This is a genomic window from Phyllobacterium zundukense, from assembly GCF_002764115.1.
Lineage (GTDB): Bacteria > Pseudomonadota > Alphaproteobacteria > Rhizobiales > Rhizobiaceae > Phyllobacterium > Phyllobacterium zundukense.
This window is the reverse complement of the sequence record NZ_CP017942.1, coordinates 443,944-464,182: the sequence shown is the minus strand read 5'-3', so window position 1 is coordinate 464,182 and position 20,239 is coordinate 443,944. Positions and strand designations below refer to the sequence as shown.

Below are 20,239 nucleotides of genomic sequence, written 5' to 3'. Positions count from 1 at the left end.
ATAGCGTATCTGCTACTGCAACATCACGACGCAGTGTGGCCCGACTGATGCCACCGATAAGCAGTCGTGGACTCCGTCGGTTCGCCATCGCATTGATTTTGCCATTGGGCCTACTCTTCGCCTGGTGGATAGCGTCCAACCGGGGCTGGCTGCCGGAACAGATTCTTCCATCGCCCACCTATGTCTATTCCACGGCACTGGAGATGATTGCCTCCGGGGAAATCTTCTATCATGCCGGTGTCAGCTTGCTGCGCGTGGTTATCGGATTTTTGTTCGGGGCTCTCGCCGGGCTAACGCTTGGCATGGCAATGGGCTTATCACGCCGGATGGATGATTATATCAGACCGCTGTTTTTGGCCTTCGCTCAGATCCCGACGCTCGGATGGATACCGTTGCTGATGCTCATCTTCGGTATTGGCGAAACATTGAAGATTATTGTCATTGCCAAGGGCGCTCTTGTCCCGATGACGTTGAATACGGCAGCAGGCATCCGCGCAGTTCCTGCCAATCTCGTGGAAGTCGGCCATGCCCTTCGGTTCAGCCGCTGGCAGACTTTGCGTCTGATCGTTCTTCCGGGTGCAGCACCTTCCATTTTTACCGGCATTCGCTACGGCCTTACCCATTCCTGGACCGCGCTTGTCGGTGTAGAACTCCTCGCTTCTTCCGAAGGGCTTGGTTATCTGCTTGTGTGGGGACGCCAGATGTTCTGGCTTGACGTGGTGATCGTTGCGATGATTGCCGTCGGCATCATCGGTTTCCTTATGGACAAGGGACTCGACGCTTTCGAAACCTATATCCAGCGCTGGAAGCATGAGGAGGGTAGGTGATGTCTCTCGCAGCAGCCTTTCAAGCGAGACGCGCGGTTAAGATACGGCGCGGATTGACACTTCCTTTCCTCCTGCTCGTTCTGTGGGAAGTGTCCAGCCGCAGCGGCTTGGTAGATGCCCGCTTTCTGCCTTCGCTGGAAGTTGTATTTCTCACCGCCAAGCGTGAACTGATTGACAACAATCTAATCGGTGAACTCGGTTTCAGCCTGTTCCGGAATGTCGCTGGCTTTCTCATCGGGTCGGTCATCGGCATCCTTTTTGCAACACTGCTTGCGCTGTCGCGTACCGCAGATGCGTTGATTACGCCGACCTTCAACGGATTGAAGCAGATCTCGCTGCTCGCCTGGATTCCGCTGATTTCCATCTGGTTCGGGTTCGGCGAACAGGCAAAAATCGTCTTTGTCGCCATCGCCGCCTTCATTCCGGTCGTGCTCAACACTTATGAAGGCATGCGCAATGCGCCCCGCGACCTGATCGAGGTCGGTCACGCACTGAAGTTCACGCCGTTGCAGCTCATCACGCGCATTTTTCTCCCCGCCGCCTTGCCATCCATCGCAACCGGCGTTCACCTCGGCCTGATCTATTCCTGGCTTGCGACCGTGGGCGCAGAATATTTCCTGGCGGTTGGTCCGGGTGTAGGCGGCCTGATCATCGCCGGCCGCGAACGTTTCGACATGGCGCTCGTCATGGTCGGCGTGATCATACTCGGTCTGGTCGGCTTCATTCTCAATCGGCTCGCCGCTACCGTTGAGACCTATCTCCTCCGCTGGCGCGTCAGCGTGCACTGAACACCCGGCTTTAGCCGACAACAGGAAGCCAAAGAAATGTCCAAAGCTGCCGGTGAAGCCACCACTACGTCAGAAAAAATCGGGACTGACCTGATCAGTAAGTTGCTGCAGCAACGTTATGGGGCACAACAAAACTTGTCAGGCTCTCTTCCGGCGACGGACATCATCGAAACACTCCTCGCCCACCGGAGCGTGCGGTTCTACCTGCCGCAATCGGTACCAGTAACAGCGCTGGAACTTGCCGTCTCGGCGGCTCAATCCGCTCCGAGCTCTTCAAATTTGCAAGCATGGAGCGTGGTGGCCGTTGGAGACAAGGACCGCAAGGCGCGCATCAACGCCGTCGCCGGAAATCAAAAGCAGATCGATCAAGCCCCATTATTCCTTGTCTGGTTGGCAGACCTTTCCCGATTACGGAGGGTAGCTACCAATCAAGGATCAACGTCCGACGGACTGGATTACCTCGAGAGCTTTCTTCTTGCAGTTATCGATGCCGCGCTCGCTGCTCAAAATGCTGTCATAGCGTTTGAATCGCTTGGTCTGGGAACCTGCTATATCGGTGCCCTGCGAAACAATCCAATCGCTGTTGCCAAAGAGCTAGCACTTCCAAAAGAGGTATTGCCGGTGTTTGGTCTAACGGTTGGCTATCCCGACCCGGCGATCAGAACCGATATCAAACCCCGCCTTCCCAAAACCAAGGTGTTGCACAGCGAACAGTACGAAAACGATTCAAAATCTGCAGATTTCAGCGACTACAACGAGGTTTTGCGTGCTTTTCAAAAGATACAACTGTTGCCGGCAATCGATTGGACTGAACAAATAAGCCGGCGGATCGAAACGAAGGATGCGCTGAAAAATCGCCATGAGTTGTCGGCCGCAATCAAGACCCTGGGCTTCAAGCTTAAGTAGGGGTGTCTTTGCCGGTAGCCCGCTGCGCAATGGCTGGGCTGGTCTTGTTCGGGCCATTGCCACAATTGCTCGGATACGGCAAAATGACATTCTCGTTAATTGCCGCGGGGGAGCTTGAGGGCTCTGGCAATAGATATGTCAAATGTCTCAACGTTCTTGACGTGAACCGTCAGGCGATGCCGCCAAGACAGACGTACTTGATCTCGCTGAAATCATCGATGCCATATTTGGAACCTTCCCGGCCAAGGCCGGAGGACTTGACGCCGCCAAAGGGAGCTTCGGCTGTCGAAATCAACCCGGTATTGACGCCGACCATTCCGTACTCGAGAGCTTCAGCGATGCGGAATACCCGCGCTAGGTCTGCCGCGTAAAAATAGGCAGCCAGCCCGAACTCGGTGTCGTTTGCCTGGCGTATCACATCATCTTCGTTTACAAAGCGAAACAGCGGAGCCACAGGCCCAAAGGTTTCCTCGCTCGCGAGGAGCATGGCCCCAGTGACGTCGCAAAGCACGGTAGGTTCGAAGAACGTACCGCCCAATGAGTGCGCCTTTCCGCCCGAGAGGACGCGAGCGCCTTTGCTGATGGCGTCGGAAATATGGTCCTCAACCTTTTGAACCGCAGCAGCATTAATCAAGGGCCCAAGATCTACGTTGCTTTCAAGGCCGTTTCCAACCCGAAGTTTTGCCACCTTCGCCGAAAGTTTCTGTGCGAATGCGTCGTAGATACCGTTCTGAATGTACATGCGGTTTGCGCACACGCAGGTTTGCCCATTGTTGCGAAACTTGGCAATCATCGCACCTTCGACGGCGGCATCGACGTCTGCATCGTCGAAAACGATGAAAGGTGCATTGCCGCCCAGTTCAAGGCCCAGTTTCTTGATCGTGCCAGCGCTCTGCCGATAGAGTTCTGTTCCGACGTGGGTCGAGCCGGTGAATGTCAACTTGCGCACGATTGGGTTGGACGTCATCTCCGCTCCGATCTCTACTGCAGAACCGGTGATCACACTGAACAACCCCTCCGGTAGCCCGGCCCGTTCGGCAAGGACAGCAAGGGCAAGGGCAGAGAAGGGCGTCTGTGGCGCGGGTTTGAGGACCACAGCGCATCCCGCTGCCAATGCTGGACCAGCCTTGCGGGTGACCATGGCATTTGGGAAATTCCATGGGGTGATGGCTGCAACGACGCCTATTGGTTGCTTCATCACGAGAATACGTTTGTCCGGATGATGGCCGGGAATAATATCGCCATACACACGGCGAGCTTCCTCGGCGAACCACTCTATGAAACTTGCCCCGTAGGCAACCTCTCCCTCTGCTTCAGCGAGCGGCTTGCCCTGTTCTAACGTGAGTATCCTGGCAAGGTCCTGTCTGTGCTGCAGTATGAGTTCGAACCAGCGCCGAAGTATGCTGGACCGTTCTTTCGCTGTTCGCCGCGCCCAAGATTTCTGGGCGACCCTCGCTACTTCGATCGCCCTTCGTGTCTCAAGGGTTCCGAGTTCCGGCACATATCCCAGTTCTTCGCCGGTTGCAGGATTCCTTATCAGATTGGAGTTCGCCAGGTTTGCTTCTATCCATTGTCCTCCAACCAGCGCCGCCTGGCGGAATAAAGTTAAGTCCTTGAGGACCATAATCATGTTTCCTCTAGTCGCAGAAGGCGTGGGTCGTTGCCGGATCCCAGGTGATCCAGACTTTTTCACCTGTCGTCAGCCCATTGATTGCGGCATCGCCAAAGGGAAGACGCACGGAAAGCTCCTCGTTTGCGCCGGTCACGGTCGCGACGTGGGTGTTGTTGCCAAGAAAAGTAATGTCGTTGACCGTTGCTGCGATACCAGCGCGACCGTTACCCGGAGCGCGTGACAGATTAATGCGCTCCGGTCGCAACATGACGGCCGCATTCCCGCCGGTCCTTGCCTTTCCGTGAACGGGTACCCCCGTCACGACCGTCTCATCCCCAAGACGTATATCGGCCAGCCCGCCATTGGTGGCTGCAACAACGCCCTTGAGGAAATCACTGTCGCCGATGAACTGTGCCACGAAACGCGTAGCAGGATTTGCGTAGAGTTCGGGACCGGTTCCGGTCTGATCGATAACGCCCCGGCTGAAAACCGCGATGCGATCGGAAAGCCGCAATGCTTCTTCCTGATCGTGAGTGACGTAGAGGATGGTGACCGATGTTTCCTGGTGGATACGTCGGATTTCGTACTGGATTTCTTCGCGAAGTTTCTTGTCGAGTGCCGACAACGGCTCGTCCATCAAGAGGACTGGTGGGTCATAGGCTAGTGCGCGTGCCAAGGCGACACGCTGCTGCTGGCCACCGGACATCTTTGCCGGCATGCGGTCTTCATAACCTTCCAGACGCACAAGCTTGAGCATGCGGCGCACTTTTTCATCGATCTCCGCTTTAGGGAGTCTGCGCACCCGCAACGGAAACGCGATATTCTCGCCGACCGAAAGGTGCGGAAACAACGTGTATCGCTGGAACACCATTCCGATGTTGCGCTTATGCGAGGGCGTTTGGAGCAAAGTCCTGCCTTCAAGCAAGATATCGCCGCTTGTCGGATTTTCGAACCCGGCCAAAATATAAAGGGTGGTGCTCTTGCCGGAGCCGGACGGGCCGAGGAAGGTCAGGAACTCACCTCTCTCCACGTCCAGTGTCACGTCCTGCACAGCCGTTACAGCACCGTACTCTTTGCGAATGCCCCGGATTTGTAGAAAAGGTATCGTCATGATTTGAATCCTTTGCGCAGAAGTGCTGCGATGAACATCAGCAATACAGTAAAGACGACAAGCAATGTCGAGGCGGCGGCTATTACCGGTGTCAGGTCCTGACGCAAGGTTGCCCAGACCTTGACGGGAAGCGTTTGCAGTGTGGGGCTTGCCATGAATATGGCCACCACCACTTCATCCCACGAAACGAGAAATGAGAAGATTGCGGCGGCGAACAATCCGTGCCGAATGCCCGGCAGCGTAACGCGCAATTTGGCCTCCAGAGGATGGGCGCCGCAGAGCACCGCTGCATCTTCTATGGAGCGATCAAAGCCATCGAGCGCATTGCCGATCGAGATAATCGAAAATGGCAGGGCCAGGATAAGATGGGCGATCACGAAGCCCAGCAGGGTTCCGTTGAGCCCGACTTTCAAAAAGAATGCATAGAGGGCCACTGCGAGAACGACCACTGGCATGATCATGGGAGTCAAGAATAACGCACGGAGTGTTTCCCGCCCAGCGAAGCGGCCGCGTGTCAGGCCAAACGAAGCCAACAAGCCGAGGATCACCGAGCAGATGGTAACGATGATTGCAATCTTCACGCTTGTTAGTGCGCTTTCGAGCCAACGCGGATCGGCAAAAAGTTCCTGATACCAGCGCAGTGTCCAGCTGGGGGGCGGAAAGATAAGCCATTGCGATGACCCGAAGGAAAGCGCCACGATAAACAGGATGGGCAGCAGTAAGAACATGGCCACAAGAACAGAAAAACCGGTCAGGACCCATTTCCACATGCCAAGTCTTTCGAAATTCAGCAGCATCTTATTGTCCTTCCTGGCCGATACGCCCAATACCGAAAAGCCGCAGCTGGAGGGCGTAGAGAAGGAGTGTGGCGACGAGCAGCACGAGAGCGGCGGCTCCACCCATGCCCCAATTGACCAGCGACTGCACAAACTGGGCGATCATTTCGGCGACCATCATATTGGCCGTTCCACCGAGCAGTGCAGGCGTCACGAAATAACCGAGTGACATGACGAAGACCATGAGCGCACTGGACGCGATTCCAGGTAGGGCAAGGGGAATGAGAACCCGCCAGAGGCTCTGCCATTTCGTGGCGCCGCAGAGCGCCGCGGCTTGCAGGATGCCGGGCTCGATACCTTTGATGACGCCCCGCAGCGGCAATATGATAAACGGCAGCATGATGTACGTCATACCGATGGTCACGCCGATGAGGTTGTTGACCATGACCAGCGGCTGATCAATCACGCCGAGGCTGATGAGGGTCTTGTTAATCACACCAGTCCGCTGCAGTAGCACCATCCAGGCATAAGTGCGGGCGAGGAGATTGGTCCACATGGAGAGCAATATGATTGCAAAGAGTATGGATCCCCAACGGTTGGGTATGATCGCCAGGAGCCATGCCACGGGAAAGCCGATGACGACCGACAGTACTGTAACCAGCGCCGAAACCAGAAAGGTGTTGGCGAATATCCGGACATAGGTCAAGGAGCCGAAAAGTTCGACGTAGTTACCGATACCGGGCGACGGTTCGAGAACGCTGCGCATAAGCAGGGATGCAATCGGAACGACAAAGAACAGGATAAGGAGCAACAGCGCTGGCGCAATATAAGCGAAACCCGACGGACGCCGCCGTCGTACGGGCTCCTGAGCAAAGCGGGTCGTGCTGGTTATGATGCTCATCCTGACTATCCCTACGGCTGTCTCGATTTCAAGCGAACAATCGGCCCGGAACAGTGTCCGAGCCGAAATGCCTGAAGGCTTATTTCGCCTGCCATGCGTACCAGCGCTCGCCGATCTCATCGCGATGCTGCGCCCAGTAGCTCATGTCAGCGTTCACCTGGCTTGCTGCCTGCTGATCCGGAAGGGTCTTGCGTAGCGCCGCATCCATCAGCTGGCCCGACTCCGTATTGATCGGGGCATAGCCGGTAGCGGTCGCCATATCTGCCTGGCCCTTAGCGCTGGTCGCCAAAGCGATGAACTTCATGGCGAGATCACGGTTCTTGGCACTTTTGGGGACGACGAGTGCGTCTGCCGCAGTGATATTCTGCTCCCACGATTCGCCAACATTCACGCCTGTTGCTTTAAGCGCGGTAAGCCGGCCGTTCCAGAACATGCCATATGGTGCTTCAGCGGAAGCGAGAAGCTGTTGGGACTGGGCGCCGCCGCTCCACCAGATGATGTCCTTCTTGATGGTATCCAGCTTCTTGAAGGCGCGGTCGAGATCAAGTGGATAAAGCTTGTCCGGCGTTACACCATCGGCAAGAAGCGCGGCTTCAATCACGCCGGGTGCCGACCATTTGTAAAAAGTACGCTTTCCTGGGAACTTCGTTGTGTCAAACAGATCGGCCCACGTCTTCGGGCCTTCAGCACCGACAGCATCGGCGTTAAACCCGATGACGAAGGAATAATAAAAGCTCCCGACGCTGTAGTCCGTTACAAAACGCGGATCCAGTTTGGACTTGTCGATCACCGAAAAGTCGAGCTTCTCAAGCATGCCTTTATTGCCGGCCTGAACGGCATAATCGCCCTCCACGTCGACGACATCCCAACTCACATTGCCGGACTCGACCATGGCTTTGATTTTGCCGTAGTCGGTCGGACCGTCCTGAAGGACGTTGGTCTTGGTCTCGGCCGTGAATTTCTCCGCCCAGGCGGCTTTCTGTGCATCCTGGGTCGTACCACCCCAACTGGTGAAAACCATTTCGGCGGCATAAGCCGGTGCAGTGAATGCAACTGCGGCAACCGCAGCTGCCATGATGATTGATTTACGCATGTTCCCATTTCTCCATTCTTGTTGTTTGTATTTGTGTGCAATCAGGTTTGCGGACTCCCTTCCGCCGACCAGAACGCTGCCGGTTTCATGATCTTGTTTTCTGCGACTTCTATGAGGTCGCGGATGCGTGGCAGGAAAGCCTGCCAGTCAGGATCTGCCATCAGGCGGGTCCGTCTCTCCTCCCGTTCATCGAGGCTCTTGAAGGCCCAGATGTGGACGATTTCGTTGATCGGCCCGATCTCCGAATAAAAATAGCCGACGAGTTGGCCGAGGTGCTTCTTCTGGATCGAGATCCCGGTTTCGCCGACAACTTTCAGGTATTCGGGGATCGACCCGTTTTTCAGCCTGTATGTGCGTATTTCGTAGAACATGGCGTCACCGCATCACGAATGGATCGGGGATTGGATCATCGGAAGTCCGCAGCCACACCGTTTTTGTCCGCGTGAAGTCGAGTGCCGCTGCCATGCCGCCTTCGCGCCCATGACCGGACTGTCCATAACCGCCGAAGGGTGCGATGGGAGAAACTGCCCGATAGGTGTTGATCCAGACAATTCCAGAGCGGATTTGCCGCGTCATGCGATGTGCACGCGCCAGGTTTTGTGTGAAAAGCCCGGCAGCAAGTCCAAACGGCGTGTCGTTGGCAAGTGCTAGGGCTTCTTCTTCCCCAGTAAAAGACAGCACCGAAAGAACCGGCCCAAACAGTTCCGTTTCCGCAGATGGGGAGCGAATACCGTCGCAGTCGATGATTGTCGGACGGAAATAATAGCCGGCTTCATCTGGAGCGCTTCCACCGGTTACGAGCCTCGCTCCTGCTGCGATGGATTCCGATACAACCTGCTCAATCAACGTGCGTTGACGAAACGTGCAAAGCGGCCCGACCTCGGTCTCCATCCTGTCCGGTGCCCCGATCTGGATCGCCTCGGCTTTTGCTTTGAGGATTTCGATGAACTTGTCTTTGATCGAGGCTTCGACGATCAAACGCGAGCCAGCGACGCAACTCTGACCTGTTGCTGCAAATATGCCGGCGATCTGGGCGTTCGCAGCGCTTTCAAGATCGGCATCCGCGAAAACAATGAAGGGCGATTTACCGCCAAGTTCCAGCGACGTACTAGCCAGATTTTCCGCCGAATTGCGTACGATATGACGGGCCGTTCCGGGTCCACCGGTAAAGGCAATATGTGCGACCTTGGGATGGCGCGTAAGCGCCGCGCCACATTCGGCACCAAATCCGGTGATGATGTTGATGACCCCAGCTGGAAAGCCCGCTTCGTGGACGAGGCGTGCGAATTCAAGCAGCGGAGCCGGACCGTCTTCCGAGGCTTTGACAATAAGCGTGCAACCAGCGGCTAGTGCTGGACCGATCTTGACCGCGGCAAGAAAGAGCTGACTGTTCCAGGGTACGATGGCTGCAACAACACCAACCGGCTCTCGCTTGAGCCAGACTTCCATGTCCGGCTTGTCGATTGGCAACGATGCGCCTTCGATCTTGTCGGCGAGGCCCGCATAGTACCGGTAATAATCGGCAACGTAGGCGATTTGCGCCGATGTTTCACGAATGATCTTGCCGGTATCGCGGGTTTCCAATTCTGCAAGGGCAGATGCATGTGCGGCCACGAGATCCGCAAGGCGATAGAGAAGTTTTCCGCGCGCAGTAGCGGTCATGGCCGCCCATGCCCCGCTTGTCAGTGCGCGCTCGGCGGCGCTTACGGCGCGGTCAACATCACGTGACTTTGCCTCTGGCATTTCAGCCCAGGCTATGCCCGTTGCTGGGTCGATGCTCTCAAATCTGGCTTCGCCATCTTCGAACACACCATCGATATAGTGCTGAAATTTGCGCATTAACTGGCCTTCGCAAAAGCTGGCATGACCTCATTGATGAATCGTTCGAGCGATGCCTTCTTGCGGGCAAAGCTCATGCCCGTATCGATCCAGAAGGAATATTCGTCATAGCCGAGCGCCTCATAGTGTTTCAGGCGTGCGATCACCTCATCCGGCGCGCCGACGACATTGTTCTTGCGCATGGCTTCCGGCGCATACATCACATTCCCGGCGATTTCGTCTGGGGTAAGCCGCTCGATCAGTCCCTGGCTGATCGGCCTTTCATTTTTGAACCAGGCACCGAAATAATTGTAGTAGACACTGATTTCGCCCGCTGCCTGCTGGATGTCCGCTTCATCTGTTCCAACGTACGTATGCCGCAGGACCATGATTTTCGGGCGCGGTGTGTCCGGATATTTGGCGCAGGCATCGTTGAAGCGCTGCATCAGGCTCTCGACTTCTTCGTCGCCGAACCAGAGCGGGGTGACCTGAACGTTGCAGCTGTTCGCGACAGCAAATTCATGCGAATTGGGATCGCGGGCAGCAACCCAGATCGGCGGATGAGGGTTTTGCACGGGCTTGGGTGCCGAAGTGGTGGAAGGGAACGACCAATATTCGCCCTGATGGGCATAGTCACCGGCCCACAAGCCCTTGATTGCAGGGATGATCTCTCGCAGACGTTGCCCCGCTCCCCAAGCATCGAGGCCGGGTGAGAGGCGTTGATATTCGAAATTATATGCGCCGCGCGCAATGCCGATATCGAGACGCCCGCCCGTGATGATATCGGTCATGGCAGCTTCGCCGGCAAGCTTGATTGGGTGCCAGAACGGTGCGACCACGGTACCGGTGCCGAGCCGTACATTTTTCGTTCGGCGGGCGAGGTCTGCGAGATTAATGAACGGATTGGGAGCGATGGTGAAATCCATCCCGTGATGTTCGCCGGTCCAGATGGCATGCATCCCGCCGCGATCAGCGATTTCACACAGTTCAATGAATTCGTCGTACAGACTTTGCTGGCTTTGGCCGGCGTCCAGACGCTCCATATGCACGAAAAGCGAGAACTTCATGGATCAGACCTTTCTGCCAATCTGGTGCACCTTGCCGGTGCGTTCGGTACCGAAATAGACGCCAAAATTTCCGATGCTGCTTTCAGCGGCAAACCGCTGGACGATGTCACCGGTTGCTGGTGTTGCCATGCGGGCAATCGGTAAACCTTTGATGGAAAAGAACTGACCGGCCTTTGGAACTCCGTTACCCGCCGTACAGCGATAGACAATATGCTGACGTCCTGCTGTACGGTTTTCATAGACCGAGTAGATCTGCCCAACCGAGATCGGAAGGCCTGTCGTCATTGTCAGATAATCGTGCAATCCGTCCGGTCCTGCAGCCCCGGTGATGATGCATTCGGGCAGCCCGAACTTGTCTGCCTCATTCCGCAACAGCAGAATCTCGCCATCCCGCTCCACGACCCCACCGACCATGACGTCGGAATCGGAGGCAGCTGCGGATACCGCTTGGCCAGTTAACGACGCGGTAAAATATGTGCCCCGCGCATAACCGAGGCCATTGGCGAGACCGTTTGCGAAGGCCTCCACCTTGCCGATGAGAATGACGTGATCGCCGCCTTCCACGATCTTGTGCAGCGAACAGTCGAACCAGGCAGCAACGTCAGAGAATACGGGTGAGCCGTGCGGGCCCTTCTGCCAGTCGACATGGGCGAAGCGGTTCTCTACCGGCCGAGCGAAGGTGTTTGAGACCTCCTTCTGTCCCTCCGACAGAATGTTGACAGCAAAGCCTTCGGCATTCGTAAGCGTTTCGAAATTACGTGATGTGCGCGCAAGACAGACTATCAGCAGCGGCGGATCAAGCGATACGCTGGTGAACGAGTTGGCTGTGAAGCCGATCGGCTCTTCATCCTGGTTGTAGGTCGTCACAACGGTGACGCCAGTCAAAAAGGCTCCAAATGCATCGCGAAGCGTTCTTGGATCGATGGCTGTCATAATCGTTCTGGCGCCTCCCTTGCAAGCCACTCGCGCATGATGGCATTCACTGCCACTGGCGCAGTCAGATTGACCATATGCCGTTCATTCTCGATGAGCCGAAAATACCCATGCGGCGCCGCATCTGCCATTGCCATCGCCATGGCCGGAGTGGAATTCGGATCATCTGCTCCAGTCAGGAACAGGGCAGGGCACAATACCGATGGCCACCAATCAGCATAAAGTGCATCGCCTTCGGCGAATGCGGAATAGGCGGTCGCATAACCCTGGGGATCGACATCCGATAGCCAGCTGCGCGTGAGGCGGTAGGCTTCAGTATTCTGGCTATCCTCGCCAAACCACCGCAACAAAGGGCCATCATGGTCGATCTGCCCATCCGAGATTTCAGCCGCTCGGGCAAGCACCGCAGCGCGCGCATCGGGGCTTCTGCGGTAAACGCCATTCAGCAGGGCGACGCGGCGGACCCGATGCGGCTGCGTTGCGGCAATTCCGCCGGCGATGAGTGCACCCATCGAATGACCAGCCACGTTCACGCTGTCGAGACCGAGATCGTCAATAACGGCTGCCAGCCATGCGACAAAGCCGTCGAGTTTGGCGTCGGACGCGATCCTTTCACTTCCTCCATGACCAGGCATGTTGATAGCGATGACACGGTGTGTGTTGGAAAACGCCGCAATCTGCGGACCCCATGCTTCAAGCCGCATGCCAACGCCATGGATGAGCAGAAGCGGCTCGCCCGCGCCCGTTTCGAGGTAGGCAGCGCCGTTGCGCGTCCTAGACCGCTGCAGGGTTGCCAACATCACGGCCCATTTCCTTCAAATCCTGATAGCGGTCGCCAATACGGTGGTGCGGGCGCCCACCCACTGATGCGCCAAGCGCCACGACAATTTCGTTTGCCGTAGGTGCGTCGGGAATTGCGGTTTGGATGGTCAGATAGTGCGAACGGCGGCCTTCATCGTTCTTATCCATAAGAGGGATCATGATTGGCGCGTTTGCACCGCCGCGTGTGTTACAGAAGGCAAGGTAGGATTTTGCGCCAACGGCTTCACGATAGTGGTTGCCGAAACGTAGTGTGTGGATGAGCGCTGAGGCATGCTCCAATTCACCGTCCAGGCCGACGACAGCTGCTTTTCCGTAAGCTTCGACGGCATCTCCTGATCCCACGGCGTCAATGATCATCTTGGTCAACAATTCACCGAGTACCGGTGCGGCAGCGTGAATTTCGGGCCGGAGGTCTTCGACATATCCGCGTCCAGCCCAAGGGTTCGTGACAACCGCGGCGGCGGTATACAGCGTCAACGGCTGTGAGGAGGATTTGCCACCCTCGATAAGAACCGACTCCACCTGCAGTAGAGTCTTGCGGATTTGAATTGTCATCATCGTCTCCAGAACAGCTTTCTTGTCTCCTCATATGATGGTATACCATAAGACCGAGTGTCAAGACCTTGTTTGCTTCTTCTTTTCAGATTAAGAGAGATCATGAAAAAAACCGGACTGGAATCACTGAAAATTGCCACCCACCCGGCAACCTTGCGGGAGATCGCCCTCGAGCGGCTTCGTGATGCAATCATCGCCGGTTTGTTCGAACCGGGGCAGCGCCTCGTGGAGCGGACATTGTGTGACCAGCTGGGGGTAAGCCGTTCGGTCATTCGCGAGGTTATCCGCCACCTTGACGCCGAGGGTCTGGTGGAAATGCTGCCAAAACAGGGGCCGATCGTTGCGCGGCTGGATTGGGATCATGCCCGGCAGATCTACGATATCCGAGCTGCGTTGGAGTCGGCGGCTGTTGCCGATTGTGCGCGCAGCGTGGACGCGGCGACAAAGACTAGACTTCGAAATGTGCTGAACGATCTCGACCGTACGTCGCGCAAGAACGATCCAACCACAATCCTTGACGTGACAACGGAGTTCTACGAGATCATTTTCAAAACCGGAGGACATGATATTGCCTGGGAGATTGTACGGCGTTTGAACAGCCGCATTTCCCGACTGCGTGTGATGACGCTGAGCACCGGCGACCGAATCGTCGCAGGTCCGGCGCGGATTCGGGAAATCTTCGCGGCGATCGAGCGCAATGATCCCGAAGCCGCGGCGAAAGCCTGCCGCGACCATATTGAAGAGGCGCGAAATATTGCAGAGTCCATTCTGAAAAAGACGGAGCCTCGGCCTGAAGGTGTAGTCGGACGCTGAGCGGCCGTTCCTCGCCCTCGAAATACTCAGTTAAACTCTACGCTCATGCGGTTGAGATCGTTCCAAAGATCTTCGGCAAAACTCCGCAAGACGAGGATTTCAAATCCGTCGGGGGCGACGCGTGTAAGGTGTACAGAGATGTGTCCGACAAGTGTCATAGCCGTCTGACCGGCTTTGAAGGATCGCTCCTCGACGTCAACAGCTGTGCCCTTTGCTAGAAGGGCTTCTGCGCCGCTGCCGCTGACACCGATTCTGACCCGGCCATGACTCTGATCCACAAGAACGGCCCTGCCTTCAAGCCTTGATTCAATCGTCAAGAATTCCTGCGCGGAAAGCGGACGGTCACCGACAACAAACCACTGCCCCGGACTAGCGGCACGAACGGCATGGGTAGTGCCATCGCTGATCTCGAACAGCGAGGAGCGAATATCGGCCATGCCCTTTGCACTGAAGACCTGTAGCACATGACCTTCCGGTAAAGGCTGCAATATCAAGGACGCGCCAAATCGCGTGGCTCGAGCGGACGTGAGGGCGGCGCGAGGGAAAAGCGGGAAATCACGCATGAAGCTTCTCGTTCTGCGGATCAACAAAGACCGGGCTGCATAGCATGGCCTTGGTGAACTCATTCTTGAGGCCGTTCCATACGGTGACAGTTTCTCCCAAGCGCTCTGGCCCCCGCTTCACGAGAGCCAGTCCGATCGTGTGCTCGAGATTGGGGGAAAAGCAGCTTGATGTGACATAGCCCTGATCGTTTTCGAGTGATGGGGGCGCGGCGTTCGCCAGAATATGCGCACCGGTGCGAAATGTTTCCTTGGGATCGATAGGCTTGACGCCAACGAGCTGGAGCCGATCCGGCGATTGCAATCCCTCACGCTCCAGCATTGCCTTGCCGATAAAGTCCGGTTTTGCCTTGGAGACCATCCGCCCGAAACCAAGGTCGCCAGGTGTAACAGTGCCATTAATTTCGGAATGGGTGACATGACCCTTTTCAATACGCAGTACACCCAGCGCTTCGGTGCCGTAGGGAGCGATGCCATGCGCAGCACCAACCTGCATGATCGCGTCGGCTACAGATTGTCCGTAACCCGCGGGTACCGCGAGTTCAAACGCCAGCTCGCCGGAGAAGGAAATGCGGAACAGGCGACCCTTCAGCTGGCCGCCGAAAAGTGTCACCTCCCTTGCCGCGAGAAAAGGGAAGGCCGCATCCGAAATGTCGTCGACAACAATCGCCTGGAGAATCCCGCGCGATTTTGGCCCGGCGATTGCCATCTGCGCCCATTGGTCTGTCACTGACGCCATCTGCACATGCAGCTCCGGCCAGAGCACCTGAGAACAGAATTCGAGGTGGGTCATCACGCCCGCCGCGTAGGCCGTCGTGGTGGTCATGAAGAATCGGTTTTCGCTGAGACGGCTAGTGGTTCCATCGTCATAGATGAAGCCGTCCTCGCGCAACATCAGGCCATAGCGCGCTTTTCCGACTGGCAGTTTCAGAAAGGCATTGCAATAAATCAGGTTGAGAAACTCGGCCGCATCCTTGCCGAAAATCTCGATCTTGCCCAAGGTCGAAACGTCGCAAAGCCCGACATTTTGCCTGACGTTCAAGACCTCCCTGTCGACGCTTTCCCGCCAGGTCTTTTCGCCTTCGCGCGCAAACCATGCCGAACGGTACCAGAGACCAGCCTCAACGAAGATCGCCCCATTTTTTTGCGCCCATTCATGCAAAGGCGATTTGCGTACCGGCTGAAAATGCGTGCCACGATGTGCGCCAGTCAGAGCGCCGAAAGAAACTGGCGTATAGAACGGACGGAATGTGGTGGTGCCGACGTTGCCCGGAGATATGCCACGGGTTTCCGCCAAAATACCGATCGCGTTAACATTGGATAACTTGCCCTGATCGGTCGCCATGCCACTGGTCGTGTAGCGCTTGGCTAGCTCCACATGTCCATAACCTTCTCGAACAGCAAGATGGAGATCGTTGAGATGTACGTCGTTCTGGAAGTCGACGAAGGCTTTGCCCTTGGAACTGGGGACGGACCACAGCGGTTTGCCATCGCTGTGCTCGTCCCTTTCGAAGGCGAAAGCGGGTGCAGTACTCGCAAACCCCAACCTTCCAAGGATAGTATGTGCTTTCCCCGCCCCATCGCCGAGACAGGCCTGAAGGATTTCCATACCGGCAGCGGAGCCCGCGATTGTCAGCCCGTCCTGTTCTGCGGGCGCAAGAAAAGCTGACCTCGCATCCGACCATTGCGGTTTGGCGCCGCGATGGCAGGCGAGATGAATAACAGGACTCCAGCCGCCGGACATGGCGAGTGCATCGGCCGCTATCCGCTCTGATGCACCGTTGCTTGATATCGTCACTCCCGTGACAAGCTTGGCACCATGTGCATCGCTGACGACAGCGCCGGCTATGACTCGTGCTTTTCCGCCCCAGACTATCGAAACATCGTTGCGACTGTCGATGATTGCCGCGACGTCGAGCCCTTTGGCTTCGAGGTCCGCCGCAGTCCGGTATCCTGCCGGGCCATTGGTGAAGATGACCGTGCGTTTGCCCGGCGCTATGGCATGGCGGTTGAGATAGGAACGCATTGCTCCGGCCAGCATAACACCCGGTATATCATTGCCGCCGAACACCAGCGGTCTTTCCTCTGCGCCGGTGGCCAGAATGGCGTGTTTCGCGGCGATACGCCAAAGCCGTTCGACCGGGCGATTTGCGTCGATGGTGCGAAGATGTTTCTGCACTCTTTCGACGGCGCCGAAGACATTGCTGTCATACCAGCCGAATATGGTCGTCCGGGGTAGAAGGCTGACATTTGGAAGACTCCCAAGCTCAGCAAGGATGTTCTGCGTAAGTTCGCCGGCCGTCTTTTCACCAATTGACGCCGTTTCGTGCAAAAGAGAGCCGCCCAGTTCGAAACCTTCATCGACGAGAATGACACGGGCTCCGGCGCGCCCTGCGGTCAATGCGGCGGCAAGCCCGGTGGGACCCGCGCCAATCACCAGCAAATCGCAATGACCCCATGATTTCTCGTAGGTGTCCGGGTCCTTTTCATAGGCGGCGCGGCCAAGACCCGCAGCCTTGCGGATCAATGGTTCGTAGATTTTCTCCCAGAAGCCGGCGGGCCACATAAAGGTCTTGTAGTAAAATCCGGCGCTAAGGAAGGGCGACAACAGGCCGTTAACCGCGCCTATGTCGAAATCTAGCGACGGCCAACGGTTCTGGCTTCGTGCTTCCAGACCCTGGTAAAGCTCCTGTGTCGTCGCACGTGTGTTAGGTTCGGTTCTTCCCCCCGTTCCAACGGTGACAAGCGCATTGGGTTCGGCTGCGCCCGTCGTCAGTATCCCGCGGGGTCTGTGGTATTTGAAACTGCGTCCGACAAGCTGCCTGCCGCTTGCCAGCAGTGCCGAGGCAAGCGTATCGCCAGCACAGCCTTGCATGGACTTGCCGTCAAAGGTGAAATCAAGCGGTTTCGCGCGATCGATGCGCCCGCCCTGCGGAAGACGGAACGATGTCAACGCTGTACTCCTTCGATGGCAGCGTCTGATACGTCCCGCACGACATGAGTGACGGTATCGCGCTCAACCACCAGCCATCTTCGGCAGCCGGAGGTGTGGTGCCAGTATTCGCGGTGAGGTCCCTTTGGGTTGTCCCGCAGGTAGACATAAGCATACCAGGTCTCGTCACCTGCATCAGGTGCCGGACGCACCAGATTGGCATCGCCGCGAATGGTGAATTCTTCTTTGGGACGTGGTCCGCAATGCGGGCAGGAGATGAGACTTGCCATCGTTCAGATATCCTCAATGGAGATTGGGCTGGGCACCGACGGCCTTTTCATCAAGCAGGAAACCCCGGGCGAAACGGTCCAGCCGGAAGGCGCGGGCGGTATCATGGGGTTCCTCCCTGGCTATCAGATGGGCGAAGCAGAAGCCCGAAGCCGGCGTTGCCTTGAAGCCGCCATAGCACCAACCGGCATTCAGATAGAGATTGTCGATGTGGGTGCGGTCGATAATGGGCGAACCGTCCATGCTCATATCCATGACACCGCCCCAGGAACGCAAGACACGTACACGGGAGAGGGACGGGATCATCGCGACGCCCGCTTCGGCAACGTGCTCAACGGTCGCCAGATTGCCGCGCTGCGCATAGGAGTTGTAGCCGTCAATATCGCCGCCGAAGACAAGCCCGCCCTTGTCGGACTGCGAGACGTAAAAATGCCCGGCGCCGAAGGTGACGACATTGTCGATGAACGGCTTCAATCCTTCCGACACGAAGGCCTGAAGGACGTGACTCTCAATGGGAAGGCGCAGACCTGCCATATCGGCAACGACGGTCGAATTGCCCGCTGCTGCCAGTGCAATCTTTCCGCAACCGATAAAGCCTTGGCTGGTCTCCACGCCGGTCACGCGGCCATTTTCGCGACGAATGCCGGTTACTTCGCAATTCTGGATGATGTCGACGCCTCTGCTATCGGCGCCTCGCGCATAGCCCCACGCAACCGCATCATGGCGCACGGTTCCGCCACGCCGCTGAAGCAAACCGCCCTGTATAGGAAAGCGCGCATTGCCGTAGTCAAGAAAAGGCAGCATTTTGCGCACCGCCTCGCGGTCGAGAAGCTCCGCATCGACGCCGTGCATTCGCATGGCATTGCCACGCCGCATATAGGTGTCCCGCTGAGCGTCCGAATGATAAAGGTTCAACACGCCCCGTTGCGAAACCATGGCGTTGAAATTGAAATCCTGCTCCAAGCCTTCCCAGAGCTTCATAGAAAATTCGTAGAAGGGGTTGTTGCCGGTCAACAGATAGTTGGAACGAATGATGGTGGTATTGCGGCCGATATTGCCGGAGCCGAGCCAGCCCTTTTCCAATACAGCCACGTTGGCAATGCCAAATTCCTTGGCCAGATAATAGGCTGTCGCCAGCCCGTGTCCTCCCCCGCCGACTATGACAACGTCGTAATGCGATTTCGGAGACGGACTTCGCCACGCCGGTTTCCATGCCTTGTTGCCACGCAAACCATTGAGAAAGACCGAAAGGGCAGAATAGCGCATGACAACAAAATCCGCTGTTCGCACATGACCCTATCGAGAGCATGCTCCGCTCAATGGCCATTGGCTGTTTGACTGTTGCGTGCCTTGCACCCATTCGGGAGGAGGGCGGAGGATCACAACGCGCATCATTGCAAATCATGGGATTTAATCTTGCATGTAGAAGACGATAACTTGTATAAATAGGACATGGTCCGTGAAAAAGACAGGCATGTTCAGGAGGTCGGGTTCATACTTCTGCCCGGCTTCGCGCTCATGTCCTATGCATCTGCAACCGAACCGCTTCGGGCTGCCAACCTTCTGGCAGGCAGGGAGCTCTACCGGCTTCACACATTCAGTTCCAGCGGACAACCGGTCACGGCGTCGTCCGGCGCCATCGTGCCAGCACGCCCTCTTTCGCAACGAACCGGCGCTTTGCACTCTGTCTTCGTCTGTGCGGGCGGTGGTCCGCCGCAGTGGCAAGAGCCGCCGGTGCATGTTGCCTTGCGTCAGCTTGCCCGCGAAGGCGTGCGGATCGGTGGTATATCGGGTGGCCCCTATCTTTTGGCGGCAGCCGGGCTTTTGCAGGGCCGCCGTTTTACGATCCATTGGGAACATGCGCCAGCGTTGATGGAAGCCTTTCCGGCGCTTCAGCCGGTTCAGGCCCGTTATGTGATCGATGGCGATCGTATTACCTGTGGCGGCGGTATCGCTCCCCTCGACATGATGCATGCCATGATCGCAGAGCGCATGGGAGCCGACTTCGCGCGCCGCGTCAGCGACTGGTATCTGCACACGGTAGTGGGCGAACCGGCGGGGCCCCAACGTGGCTCTCTCGCGGAACGCTACGGCGTTCATCATCCTGCCTTGCTCGGCGTGCTCGAGAAAATGGAGACCACAATCGAAAGACCCCTCAATCGCAGCGCAATGGCGCGTTTTGCCGGAATGACGCCGCGCCATCTGGATCGGCTCTTTCGCGATCATATGCGCTCGACATTTTTGACCGAGTATCGCCGGCTGAGACTCGATCATGCGCGGCGTCTACTGCAGCAGAGCCCGCTTTCCGTCGCGGAGATTGCCTTTGCAACCGGCTTTTCAAGTGCGGGCCATTTCTCCCGCTCCTATCGCGAAACGTACAATCAATCTCCTCGAGAGGCGAGGATTGCAGTATAATCATGGGGTTCAAATTTCTCAG

The 20,239-nt window shown here is 56.8% G+C and carries 20 protein-coding genes; 5 read left to right on the top strand and 15 right to left on the bottom strand.

Features of this window, described 5'->3' with window-relative positions; genetic code table 11:
• Positions 1 to 47 precede the first annotated feature (47 nt).
• From BLM14_RS25260 to BLM14_RS25250, 3 genes are read left to right on the top strand one after another with little or no spacing between them, the layout of a single operon-like run.
• Entirely contained in the window at positions 48 to 827 is a 780-nt protein-coding gene (locus BLM14_RS25260; protein WP_237143643.1) for an ABC transporter permease, read from the top strand.
• A complete protein-coding gene (locus BLM14_RS25255) occupies positions 827 to 1,615 on the top strand; it encodes an ABC transporter permease (RefSeq protein WP_100002798.1) in 789 nt (262 codons plus the stop codon). The genes BLM14_RS25260 and BLM14_RS25255 overlap by 1 nt, the downstream gene beginning before the upstream one ends.
• Before the next feature lie 36 nt (positions 1,616 to 1,651).
• Positions 1,652 to 2,521: an NADPH-dependent oxidoreductase gene (locus tag BLM14_RS25250; RefSeq protein ID WP_100002796.1), complete on the top strand. Its 870-nt coding sequence runs from the start codon at positions 1,652 to 1,654 to the stop codon at positions 2,519 to 2,521.
• A gap of 169 nt (positions 2,522 to 2,690) precedes the next feature.
• On the opposite strand, the gene BLM14_RS25245 is transcribed toward BLM14_RS25250, so the two are convergent.
• From BLM14_RS25245 to BLM14_RS25195, 11 genes are all read right to left on the bottom strand, one after another.
• Positions 2,691 to 4,145: an NAD-dependent succinate-semialdehyde dehydrogenase gene (locus tag BLM14_RS25245; RefSeq protein ID WP_100002795.1), complete on the bottom strand. Its 1,455-nt coding sequence runs from the start codon at positions 4,143 to 4,145 to the stop codon at positions 2,691 to 2,693.
• A 13-nt stretch (positions 4,146 to 4,158) separates the two neighbouring features.
• Positions 4,159 to 5,244, bottom strand: a complete 1,086-nt coding sequence (locus tag BLM14_RS25240; protein WP_100002793.1) for an ABC transporter ATP-binding protein — start codon at positions 5,242 to 5,244, stop codon at positions 4,159 to 4,161.
• On the bottom strand, positions 5,241 to 6,041 hold the full coding sequence (locus BLM14_RS25235; protein WP_100002791.1) for an ABC transporter permease: 801 nt from the start codon (positions 6,039 to 6,041) through the stop codon (positions 5,241 to 5,243). Before BLM14_RS25235 ends, BLM14_RS25240 begins: the two co-directional genes overlap by 4 nt.
• 1 nt (position 6,042) lies before the next feature.
• A complete protein-coding gene (locus BLM14_RS25230) occupies positions 6,043 to 6,921 on the bottom strand; it encodes an ABC transporter permease (protein WP_100002789.1) in 879 nt (292 codons plus the stop codon).
• Between the two features lie 79 nt (positions 6,922 to 7,000).
• Positions 7,001 to 8,014 carry an ABC transporter substrate-binding protein gene (locus BLM14_RS25225; protein WP_100002787.1) on the bottom strand — a complete coding sequence of 338 codons (1,014 nt, stop codon included), beginning with the start codon at positions 8,012 to 8,014 and terminating at the stop codon, positions 7,001 to 7,003.
• Between the two features lie 41 nt (positions 8,015 to 8,055).
• Positions 8,056 to 8,385, bottom strand: a complete 330-nt coding sequence (locus BLM14_RS25220; RefSeq protein ID WP_100002785.1) for an NIPSNAP family protein — start codon at positions 8,383 to 8,385, stop codon at positions 8,056 to 8,058.
• A 4-nt stretch (positions 8,386 to 8,389) separates the two neighbouring features.
• The gene (locus BLM14_RS25215) at positions 8,390 to 9,853 is read right to left on the bottom strand and encodes an aldehyde dehydrogenase (protein WP_100002783.1); all 1,464 of its coding nucleotides are present in this window, start codon (positions 9,851 to 9,853) and stop codon (positions 8,390 to 8,392) included.
• The gene (locus BLM14_RS25210; RefSeq protein WP_100002781.1) at positions 9,853 to 10,899 is read right to left on the bottom strand and encodes an LLM class flavin-dependent oxidoreductase; all 1,047 of its coding nucleotides are present in this window, start codon (positions 10,897 to 10,899) and stop codon (positions 9,853 to 9,855) included. The genes BLM14_RS25215 and BLM14_RS25210 overlap by 1 nt, the downstream gene beginning before the upstream one ends.
• 3 nt (positions 10,900 to 10,902) lie before the next feature.
• Positions 10,903 to 11,832, bottom strand: coding sequence for a flavin reductase family protein (locus BLM14_RS25205; protein WP_100002779.1), 930 nt, complete (start codon positions 11,830 to 11,832; stop codon positions 10,903 to 10,905).
• On the bottom strand, positions 11,829 to 12,632 hold the full coding sequence (locus tag BLM14_RS25200; RefSeq protein ID WP_100002777.1) for an alpha/beta fold hydrolase: 804 nt from the start codon (positions 12,630 to 12,632) through the stop codon (positions 11,829 to 11,831). Before BLM14_RS25200 ends, BLM14_RS25205 begins: the two co-directional genes overlap by 4 nt.
• Complete coding sequence (locus BLM14_RS25195) at positions 12,607 to 13,209, bottom strand: amino acid synthesis family protein (protein WP_100002775.1); 603 nt, start codon at positions 13,207 to 13,209, stop codon at positions 12,607 to 12,609. The genes BLM14_RS25200 and BLM14_RS25195 overlap by 26 nt, the downstream gene beginning before the upstream one ends.
• A gap of 102 nt (positions 13,210 to 13,311) precedes the next feature.
• Between BLM14_RS25195 and BLM14_RS25190 the strand changes: the two genes are divergently transcribed.
• On the top strand, positions 13,312 to 14,022 hold the full coding sequence (locus BLM14_RS25190) for a GntR family transcriptional regulator (protein ID WP_100002773.1): 711 nt from the start codon (positions 13,312 to 13,314) through the stop codon (positions 14,020 to 14,022).
• A 26-nt stretch (positions 14,023 to 14,048) separates the two neighbouring features.
• On the opposite strand, the gene BLM14_RS25185 is transcribed toward BLM14_RS25190, so the two are convergent.
• The 4 genes from BLM14_RS25185 to BLM14_RS25170 are packed head-to-tail and all read right to left on the bottom strand — an operon-like array spanning position 14,049 to position 19,068.
• Positions 14,049 to 14,585, bottom strand: coding sequence for a sarcosine oxidase subunit gamma (locus tag BLM14_RS25185; protein WP_100002771.1), 537 nt, complete (start codon positions 14,583 to 14,585; stop codon positions 14,049 to 14,051).
• Positions 14,578 to 17,535 (bottom strand): sarcosine oxidase subunit alpha, encoded by a 2,958-nt coding sequence (locus BLM14_RS25180; protein WP_100002769.1) that lies wholly within the window; start codon positions 17,533 to 17,535, stop codon positions 14,578 to 14,580. The genes BLM14_RS25185 and BLM14_RS25180 overlap by 8 nt, the downstream gene beginning before the upstream one ends.
• The gene (locus BLM14_RS25175) at positions 17,532 to 17,804 is read right to left on the bottom strand and encodes a sarcosine oxidase subunit delta (protein WP_100002767.1); all 273 of its coding nucleotides are present in this window, start codon (positions 17,802 to 17,804) and stop codon (positions 17,532 to 17,534) included. Before BLM14_RS25175 ends, BLM14_RS25180 begins: the two co-directional genes overlap by 4 nt.
• A 13-nt stretch (positions 17,805 to 17,817) precedes the next feature.
• The gene (locus tag BLM14_RS25170; protein ID WP_100002928.1) at positions 17,818 to 19,068 is read right to left on the bottom strand and encodes a sarcosine oxidase subunit beta family protein; all 1,251 of its coding nucleotides are present in this window, start codon (positions 19,066 to 19,068) and stop codon (positions 17,818 to 17,820) included.
• Positions 19,069 to 19,254: 186 nt separating this feature from the next.
• On the opposite strand from BLM14_RS25170, the gene BLM14_RS25165 reads away from it, so the two are divergent.
• Positions 19,255 to 20,217: a GlxA family transcriptional regulator gene (locus BLM14_RS25165; protein WP_100002765.1), complete on the top strand. Its 963-nt coding sequence runs from the start codon at positions 19,255 to 19,257 to the stop codon at positions 20,215 to 20,217.
• The last annotated feature ends 22 nt before the right edge of the window (positions 20,218 to 20,239 follow it).

What these genes read in the sequence shown, in the direction of transcription:
- BLM14_RS25195 (WP_100002775.1), bottom strand. Translation starts at nt 13,209, where the DNA reads ATGACAATTCAAATCCGCAAGACTCTACTGCAGGTGGAGTCGGTTCTT.
- BLM14_RS25215 (WP_100002783.1), bottom strand. Translation starts at nt 9,853, where the DNA reads ATGCGCAAATTTCAGCACTATATCGATGGTGTGTTCGAAGATGGCGAA.
- BLM14_RS25210 (WP_100002781.1), bottom strand. Translation starts at nt 10,899, where the DNA reads ATGAAGTTCTCGCTTTTCGTGCATATGGAGCGTCTGGACGCCGGCCAA.
- BLM14_RS25220 (WP_100002785.1), bottom strand. Translation starts at nt 8,385, where the DNA reads ATGTTCTACGAAATACGCACATACAGGCTGAAAAACGGGTCGATCCCC.
- BLM14_RS25235 (WP_100002791.1), bottom strand. Translation starts at nt 6,041, where the DNA reads ATGCTGCTGAATTTCGAAAGACTTGGCATGTGGAAATGGGTCCTGACC.
- BLM14_RS25230 (WP_100002789.1), bottom strand. Translation starts at nt 6,921, where the DNA reads ATGAGCATCATAACCAGCACGACCCGCTTTGCTCAGGAGCCCGTACGA.
- BLM14_RS25165 (WP_100002765.1), top strand. Translation starts at nt 19,255, where the DNA reads ATGGTCCGTGAAAAAGACAGGCATGTTCAGGAGGTCGGGTTCATACTT.
- BLM14_RS25240 (WP_100002793.1), bottom strand. Translation starts at nt 5,244, where the DNA reads ATGACGATACCTTTTCTACAAATCCGGGGCATTCGCAAAGAGTACGGT.
- BLM14_RS25250 (WP_100002796.1), top strand. Translation starts at nt 1,652, where the DNA reads ATGTCCAAAGCTGCCGGTGAAGCCACCACTACGTCAGAAAAAATCGGG.
- BLM14_RS25185 (WP_100002771.1), bottom strand. Translation starts at nt 14,585, where the DNA reads ATGCGTGATTTCCCGCTTTTCCCTCGCGCCGCCCTCACGTCCGCTCGA.
- BLM14_RS25245 (WP_100002795.1), bottom strand. Translation starts at nt 4,145, where the DNA reads ATGGTCCTCAAGGACTTAACTTTATTCCGCCAGGCGGCGCTGGTTGGA.
- BLM14_RS25190 (WP_100002773.1), top strand. Translation starts at nt 13,312, where the DNA reads ATGAAAAAAACCGGACTGGAATCACTGAAAATTGCCACCCACCCGGCA.
- BLM14_RS25200 (WP_100002777.1), bottom strand. Translation starts at nt 12,632, where the DNA reads ATGTTGGCAACCCTGCAGCGGTCTAGGACGCGCAACGGCGCTGCCTAC.
- BLM14_RS25175 (WP_100002767.1), bottom strand. Translation starts at nt 17,804, where the DNA reads ATGGCAAGTCTCATCTCCTGCCCGCATTGCGGACCACGTCCCAAAGAA.
- BLM14_RS25205 (WP_100002779.1), bottom strand. Translation starts at nt 11,832, where the DNA reads ATGACAGCCATCGATCCAAGAACGCTTCGCGATGCATTTGGAGCCTTT.
- BLM14_RS25260 (WP_237143643.1), top strand. Translation starts at nt 48, where the DNA reads ATGCCACCGATAAGCAGTCGTGGACTCCGTCGGTTCGCCATCGCATTG.
- BLM14_RS25170 (WP_100002928.1), bottom strand. Translation starts at nt 19,068, where the DNA reads ATGCGCTATTCTGCCCTTTCGGTCTTTCTCAATGGTTTGCGTGGCAAC.
- BLM14_RS25255 (WP_100002798.1), top strand. Translation starts at nt 827, where the DNA reads ATGTCTCTCGCAGCAGCCTTTCAAGCGAGACGCGCGGTTAAGATACGG.
- BLM14_RS25225 (WP_100002787.1), bottom strand. Translation starts at nt 8,014, where the DNA reads ATGCGTAAATCAATCATCATGGCAGCTGCGGTTGCCGCAGTTGCATTC.